Source organism: Paraburkholderia panacisoli (assembly GCF_008369935.1).
Lineage (GTDB): Bacteria > Pseudomonadota > Gammaproteobacteria > Burkholderiales > Burkholderiaceae > Paraburkholderia > Paraburkholderia panacisoli.
Map to the genome: position 1 here is coordinate 261,966 of NZ_VTUZ01000011.1, position 6,222 is coordinate 268,187.

Consider the following 6,222-nt stretch of genomic DNA (forward strand, 5'->3'; position numbering starts at 1 on the left):
CGAAGCGCGACCTTGAGAAAGCCCATCAGTGTGGCGACGACAGCGGCCCAACAATCTCCAGATCCGCCAGCGCGCCGAGCTTGCGCACATCGGCAATTTCGATTTCCGCGTAGCCCAGCTTCAACGCACCTTGCGCTTCGAACTGCTTCAACACCTGGTTGATCGTCTGCCTGGACAACGCGAGCATCATCGCCAGATCTTCCTGCGGCACCTTGAGCACGCGCCGCAACGCGCCGGGTTCGCCATAGCCGCCCGCCATCAGCAACAGCCGGCGCGCGACGCGTTGCGCGGCAGGCAGCAGCGCGGCTTCCTCGATGGCATCGAACGCAAGGCGCAGCTTCTGCGTGAGGAGCAAACCGAACACATGCCACCACGCGGGCATGCGTTCGAGCAACGCGGCGAGCGCGGCGCGCGGCACGTGAAACAGCGCGGTATCACGCTCGGCATACGCGTCGTGGGTTCGCGGACGGTTGTCGAATAGCGCGATCTCGCCGAACCAGTTCACCGGTTCGATGACGGCGAGCAACGCCTCCTTGCCCGCCGAACCGGCCGCGCCGATTCTCATCAGACCGTCGAGCACGCAATAGAGGCCGTCGTCGGCATCGCCGCGCGAAAAGAGCCGTTGCCCGGCGGCAAGACGCTCGACGCGCCCGGCTTCGATCAACTGCGTCTGCAACGCGCCCGGCGCCGAGCGGAACCACGCACTGCGTCCAAGCAGCGCGGCAAGCTCATTCGATGAAAAACTCACAGTCATGGGACGGCATCCGTGCGCGATTGTCGGCTACCCGATGGTTTGAAATTCCGCTGCCCGCGATTATGCTGACTTCGACGGAGGAACGGCATCCATGAGAACGCTGACGCAACAACTGACGCAATACGCGGCTTACCATCGCGACCGGCGCAATATCGCCACGCATTTCATCGGCATTCCACTGATCGTGCTGGCGTTGGCCGTGTTGCTGAGCCGTCCCGCTTTCACGCTGGGCGCGCTGCCGTTGACGTTGTCGGCGGCGTGGCTGTTGTTCACCGCGGCAACCGTCTACTATCTCGTGCTCGACGTGCCACTCGGCGTGATGATGGCGTGCGTGTCGGCATTGTGCCTGGCGCTCGGCGAGTGGCTCGCCGCGCAATCCACGCTGGCGTGGCTCGCCACGGGAATCGGTCTGTTCGTGATCGGCTGGGTGTTCCAGTTCATCGGCCACGTCGCTTATGAACATCGCAAACCGGCCTTCGTCGATGACGTGATCGGCCTGTTGATCGGACCGCTGTTCGTACTCGCGGAAGCATTGTTCGGTTTCGGCTGGCGGCCCGAGCTGCGCGAAGCGATCGACGCGCAGGTGGGGCCGACGCGCATCAACGCGGACCGTGCGACGGCGCATCGCTGATTGCCGGGTGCGACTCAGTTCGGCGCCAGCCGAACCAGGCGAACGCCATGCAATGCCGTCAACGCGACCGCGATCCAGATCGGAAAATAAGTCGCCAGTTGCGCGGCGCTCAGCGTTTCGCCGAGCAACGTGATCGACACCAGCACGAGCAACACCGGCTCGACATAACCGAGAATGCCGAACAGCGCGACCGGCAACAAACGGCTCGCCTTCAGATACGACGCCAGCGCAATCGTGCTCAATGCGCCGAGGCCGGACAACAGCAGACACCACATGTCGACGCGGCCGGCGATCGTCGTCAGCGAACCGCCGGTGATGATGACCACGCATGCCACTGGCAACAGCAACGCCATTTCCATCGTGAACATCGCCAGCGAATCCTCGTTGATCTTGCGGCGCAACGCGAAGTACGGCGGATAGCCGAGTGCAACCAGCAATGTCGGCCATGAAAACGCGCCCGTCATCCACAGTTCGTGGCCGACGCCCACCGCCGCGCAAACCACCGCGAGCCACTGCAATCCGTCGAGTCGTTCGTGATAGTAGAAGCGGCCCACCAGCACCATCGCCAGCGGCAGCAGGAAATAGCCGAGCGACACTTCGAGCATCCGGCCATGCAGCGGCGCCCAGAGGAATACCCACAGTTGCAAGCCGAGCAAAGCCGCGCTCGCAATCATCGCCACGCCGAGCTTCGGCTCGGTCACCATCCGGTAAACAAGCCGGCGCAGAGTCGGCAGGCGCTTGCGCAACATGACGAGCAGCAGCGCGCCCGGCACGGTCCATACGATGCGCCACGCGAAGATATCGAGCCCGCTCAGCGGCGTGAGCAGCGTTGCGTAAGCGGACAGTAAAGCAAACATCGCCGACGCACCGACGGACAGCGCAATCCCGCGCCTGGGGTCATACTGGTTCATTGCGCGGCCTGATGCAGACATGTTCCGGCGTTCAGTGCGAGCATCGGTGCCGTGGTTTGCAACCCAGCATTCGCTCGCGCGGCGTTGATTGTTGTCATTGGAAGTGGGGTCCCACAAGTGGCTAGTGCAAATCAGAGAAGCGCTGCGTTTTCATTTTCAATTGGCATGGCAAGCCAGCATTCTAGACGGGTTGTTCGTCGCGGGCGTCGGCGGCATTTCCGTCGCCTCGCTGCAATTTGTCCGTGCGCATCTCGCGCCGATGCACTAGAACATAACTTTCACGCGTGCAATCGAACCCGCGCTGTTTCAATTGACAACGCGTCGAAGCGTCGCCTCTGGCGACTCAAGCGCGAATCTTGCTAAAGAAGTCTTGCAAGCTGTTTGCAACGTGAACCGCAGCAGCTTTCGCAGCATCAACGAGTCGGGCCGGCATAGGCAGTCCGAAGGACCCGCCAGCCCTCTCTCCCACGGCATGCATCACCCGCGTTTCACCGCGCCTGCTGCCGCCCGGCAAGCAATCCCGCTCATCCGAATGTGACTACTGGAGCCAGCATGACCCAGCCAGCCCTCTCGCACGACGCGTCACCCGATCTCCGCTCCGCCTTCGCCGCCGACGTGCGCGCCGGACTCACCCACACGCCGCAGAAAGAGCTGCCGTCGAAGTATCTGTACGACGAAGTGGGCTCCGCCCTCTTTGAAGTGATTACCGTATTGCCCGAATACGGCGTGACGCGCGCCGAGGAACGTCTGCTCGCGAAGCACGCGGCGGAGATCGTCGAGCATCTGCCGCATGACGTGACCGTCGCCGAATTGGGCAGCGGCAGCGGCCGGAAAACGCGGCGCATTCTGGAAGCACTGTGTAAAAAGCGCCCCACTTCTTACTGCCCGATTGAAATTTCGCGCAGCGCGTTGCAGTTGTGCAGACGCGAATTGGGCGACATCGAGCGGATTTCGATCGTCGGTTATGAACGCGATTATCTGGCCGGTCTCGCCGAAGTGAGCAAGCAGCGCTCGGCGGACGAACGGTTACTCGTTCTGTTCCTTGGCAGTACGATCGGCAATTTCGGCAGACTCGCGGCGACGCGCTTCCTGCGCGAAATCCGCAACATGCTCGCGCCCGGCGACGCGCTGCTGCTCGGCACCGACCTCATCAAGCCGACGCCGGTGCTGGTGGCCGCCTACGACGATTCGATCGGGGTGACCGCGTCGTTCAACCTGAATCTGCTGGCGCGCGTCAATCGCGAACTGGACGGCGATTTTCCGCTCGACGCGTTCGAGCACGTCGCGCGCTTCAACCCGGACGCGCGCAGCATCGAAATGCATCTACGGGCGAAGCGCGATGTCACGGCGCACGTCGGCGCGGCGCAGTTGACGGTGTCGCTCGAGCAAGGTGAAACGATCTGGACCGAGAGCAGCCACAAATATCGCGCGGAGGAAATGCCGGCGGTCGCTGGCGGCGCGGGCTTCGTGTGCAGCCATCAGTGGATCGAAGAAGAATGGGGCTTTGCGGAGAGCCTGCTGGTGGCGCAATAGGCCTATCGCCCGCACTAACGACAAAGGCGGCGTGCCGACGTATTGATGGCGCGCCGCCTTTTTTCCGTAGATCCGCTGCGCTCAGTGCTGCTCGAAACGCTCGAAACGCTTTTCGGTCCGGCGCTCTTCGCCTGCCACCTCGGTCACGCGCGCCGCCGGCGGCCCGTGACGCAGCCACGACAGCATCCGGTCGACCTGGTTGGCCGGACCCTGCAACATTGCTTCGACGGAACCGTCGTCGAGGTTCGCCACCCATCCCTTGATGCCGAGCGCGTGCGCCTGCCGCACGGTTGCGTGGCGAAAGCCGACGCCCTGCACCATGCCGCGCACTCGCACGTAGTACGTTTCGATCCGCTGATCCAGATCCGGGGCCATGCCGCCTCCTCCTCACAAACTTTCAAGCCGGCATTCTAGTCGTGTCGCGGCGAGCCTGCTCGCCTAAGCCACGACACACGGCGCGCGCGCCACGTACAATCCGTCGACTGTCATGCGGGGAATGGAATCAGAATGACCGAACAGAATCGCGATCTCGTGCTCGTGACCGGCGCTTCCGGCTTCGTCGGCTCGTCGGTGGCGCGCATCGCGCAACAGAAGGGTTTCAAGGTGCGCGTGCTGGTGCGCGCCACCAGTTCGCGCCAGAACGTCGAGGCGCTGGACGCGGAAATCGTGGTCGGCGACATGCGCGACGAAGCGTCGATGCGCAATGCGCTGCGCGGCGTACGCTACCTGTTGCACGTGGCCGCCGACTATCGCCTGTGGGCGCCGGACCCGAGCGAAATCGAGCGCTCGAATCTCGAAGGCACCGAAGCGACCATGCGCGCGGCGCTGAAGGAAGGCGTCGAACGCATCGTCTACACGAGCAGCGTGGCGACGCTCAAGGTGACCAGCTCCGGCCAGTCCGCCGACGAAACCTCGCCGCTCAAGGCCGACCAGGCGATCGGCGTGTACAAGCGCAGCAAGGTGCTGGCCGAGCGCGCGGTGGAGCGGATGATCGCCGAGGACGGGCTGCCGGCGGTGATCGTCAACCCGTCCACGCCGATCGGTCCGCGCGACGTAAAGCCGACGCCGACCGGGCGCATCATCGTCGAAGCGGCGCTCGGCAAGATTCCCGCCTTCGTCGATACGGGCCTGAACCTCGTGCATGTGGACGACGTCGCAGCCGGCCATTTCCTCGCGCTCGAACGCGGCAAGATTGGCGAACGCTATATTCTCGGCGGCGAAAATCTGCCGCTGCAGCAGATGCTCGCGGATATCGCCGCGCTGACCGGCCGCAAGGCGCCCACGCTCGCGTTGCCGCGTTGGCCGCTTTACCCGCTCGCGATGGGCGCGGAAGCGGTCGCGAAGATCACGAAACGCGAACCGTTCGTCACCGTCGACGGCCTGAAGATGTCGAAGAACAAGATGTATTTCACGTCGGCGAAGGCGGAGCGCGAACTCGGCTATCGCGCGCGGCCCTATCGCGACGGTTTGCGCGACGCGCTCAACTGGTTCAGGCAAGCGGGTTATCTGAAGCCCTGAGCGCGCTGCGCGGGCCAGTCAGGCACAGCCGTAAGCATTTTGTTACAAGTCCCGTATTTGCGACGGGTCAAAGCGCGCGCGCAGCAGGTAAAATCGCGGGTCTTACCAGAGAAACCTCGCATGAACCTTCACGAACAGCTCGGCGCGCTGGAAATGGGCGTCGATCAGCTCATTCAGGCTGTCGTGGCCAAGCAGGCCGAAAACATTCCAGAGACACCCGCGCAAACCGCCGCGCCGCAGGCGCCGGCGGAGCCTGTTGCGTCCGACATTGCATCTGAATCCGCGGCGGAAGCGGCTGCGGCCGGGACGGCGGCAACCGTCGTCGCGCACGATGCGCCGGCTTCGGACGAACCCGCTGACAAGCCGGCGACAGAACCCGCAGCCGAACAACCGGCCGCGCAGCTCCAGCCGACGCTGCAGATCAACCGCCCCGCGCAGGACGAGATCACGATGACGATCGGCGATCAGATGGTCGCACTGCGCCCGGACCAGATCGGCAGACTGATCGAGGAATTGTCGAACGCACGCGCGTCGATGACGGTGGAGCCGCCGCCGGGCATTCCGCCGGGCTGGCGCTTCGTATCGACGAAAAACCCGGTGATGGCAGTGCAGAAGCAATCGAACGGCGACCGCTTGCTGATCATGCGTCACACCGGGCACGGCTGGGTGCCGTTCACGTTCTCGCCTGATGTGGTGATCCAGCTCTACATGATGCTGACCAACGCGTGATGTAAAAAAGCGGCGCCAGGCGCTAATGCCGTTCAGTTAAGAACTGAACGGCATTTTCATTTGCGGAGCAGGAAGAAGTTGTAAACGGCGCGCCGGGATGTTAACTTTTCGGCGCGATGCTCTCAGCCCACCTTACCTACCTGATC

General features: G+C 63.5%; 7 protein-coding genes. 4 read left to right on the plus strand and 3 right to left on the minus strand.

Features of this window, described 5'->3' with window-relative positions:
• Positions 1–25: 25 nt before the first annotated feature.
• Entirely contained in the window at positions 26–754 is a 729-nt protein-coding gene (locus tag FVF58_RS18990) for a Crp/Fnr family transcriptional regulator (RefSeq protein WP_149671405.1), read from the minus strand.
• Positions 755–845: 91 nt separating this feature from the next.
• On the opposite strand from FVF58_RS18990, the gene FVF58_RS18995 reads away from it, so the two are divergent.
• Positions 846–1,385, plus strand: coding sequence for an Mpo1 family 2-hydroxy fatty acid dioxygenase (locus FVF58_RS18995; protein ID WP_149671406.1), 540 nt, complete (start codon positions 846–848; stop codon positions 1,383–1,385).
• Positions 1,386–1,399: 14 nt separating this feature from the next.
• Here the strand turns inward: FVF58_RS18995 and rarD are convergent, their stop codons facing one another.
• Positions 1,400–2,296, minus strand: coding sequence for an EamA family transporter RarD (gene rarD / locus FVF58_RS19000; RefSeq protein ID WP_149671407.1), 897 nt, complete (start codon positions 2,294–2,296; stop codon positions 1,400–1,402).
• A 552-nt stretch (positions 2,297–2,848) separates the two neighbouring features.
• Between rarD and egtD the strand changes: the two genes are divergently transcribed.
• On the plus strand, positions 2,849–3,829 hold the full coding sequence (gene egtD / locus FVF58_RS19005) for an L-histidine N(alpha)-methyltransferase (RefSeq protein WP_149671408.1): 981 nt from the start codon (positions 2,849–2,851) through the stop codon (positions 3,827–3,829).
• Between the two features lie 81 nt (positions 3,830–3,910).
• Here the strand turns inward: egtD and FVF58_RS19010 are convergent, their stop codons facing one another.
• Positions 3,911–4,204, minus strand: a complete 294-nt coding sequence (locus FVF58_RS19010; protein ID WP_149671409.1) for an acylphosphatase — start codon at positions 4,202–4,204, stop codon at positions 3,911–3,913.
• Between the two features lie 132 nt (positions 4,205–4,336).
• Between FVF58_RS19010 and hpnA the strand changes: the two genes are divergently transcribed.
• Together hpnA and FVF58_RS19020 are read left to right on the plus strand one after the other, a co-directional pair.
• Positions 4,337–5,347 (plus strand): hopanoid-associated sugar epimerase, encoded by a 1,011-nt coding sequence (gene hpnA, locus FVF58_RS19015; RefSeq protein WP_149671410.1) that lies wholly within the window; start codon positions 4,337–4,339, stop codon positions 5,345–5,347.
• Positions 5,348–5,467: 120 nt separating this feature from the next.
• Entirely contained in the window at positions 5,468–6,076 is a 609-nt protein-coding gene (locus FVF58_RS19020) for a hypothetical protein (protein ID WP_149671411.1), read from the plus strand.
• Positions 6,077–6,222 lie beyond the last annotated feature (146 nt).

Bases quoted from the DNA above. Each gene is read 5' to 3' on its own strand.
- FVF58_RS18990 (WP_149671405.1), bottom strand. From the start codon at position 754: ATGACTGTGAGTTTTTCATCGAATGAGCTTGCCGCGCTGCTTGGACGC.
- FVF58_RS18995 (WP_149671406.1), top strand. From the start codon at position 846: ATGAGAACGCTGACGCAACAACTGACGCAATACGCGGCTTACCATCGC.
- rarD (WP_149671407.1), bottom strand. From the start codon at position 2,296: ATGAACCAGTATGACCCCAGGCGCGGGATTGCGCTGTCCGTCGGTGCG.
- egtD (WP_149671408.1), top strand. From the start codon at position 2,849: ATGACCCAGCCAGCCCTCTCGCACGACGCGTCACCCGATCTCCGCTCC.
- FVF58_RS19010 (WP_149671409.1), bottom strand. From the start codon at position 4,204: ATGGCCCCGGATCTGGATCAGCGGATCGAAACGTACTACGTGCGAGTG.
- hpnA (WP_149671410.1), top strand. From the start codon at position 4,337: ATGACCGAACAGAATCGCGATCTCGTGCTCGTGACCGGCGCTTCCGGC.
- FVF58_RS19020 (WP_149671411.1), top strand. From the start codon at position 5,468: ATGAACCTTCACGAACAGCTCGGCGCGCTGGAAATGGGCGTCGATCAG.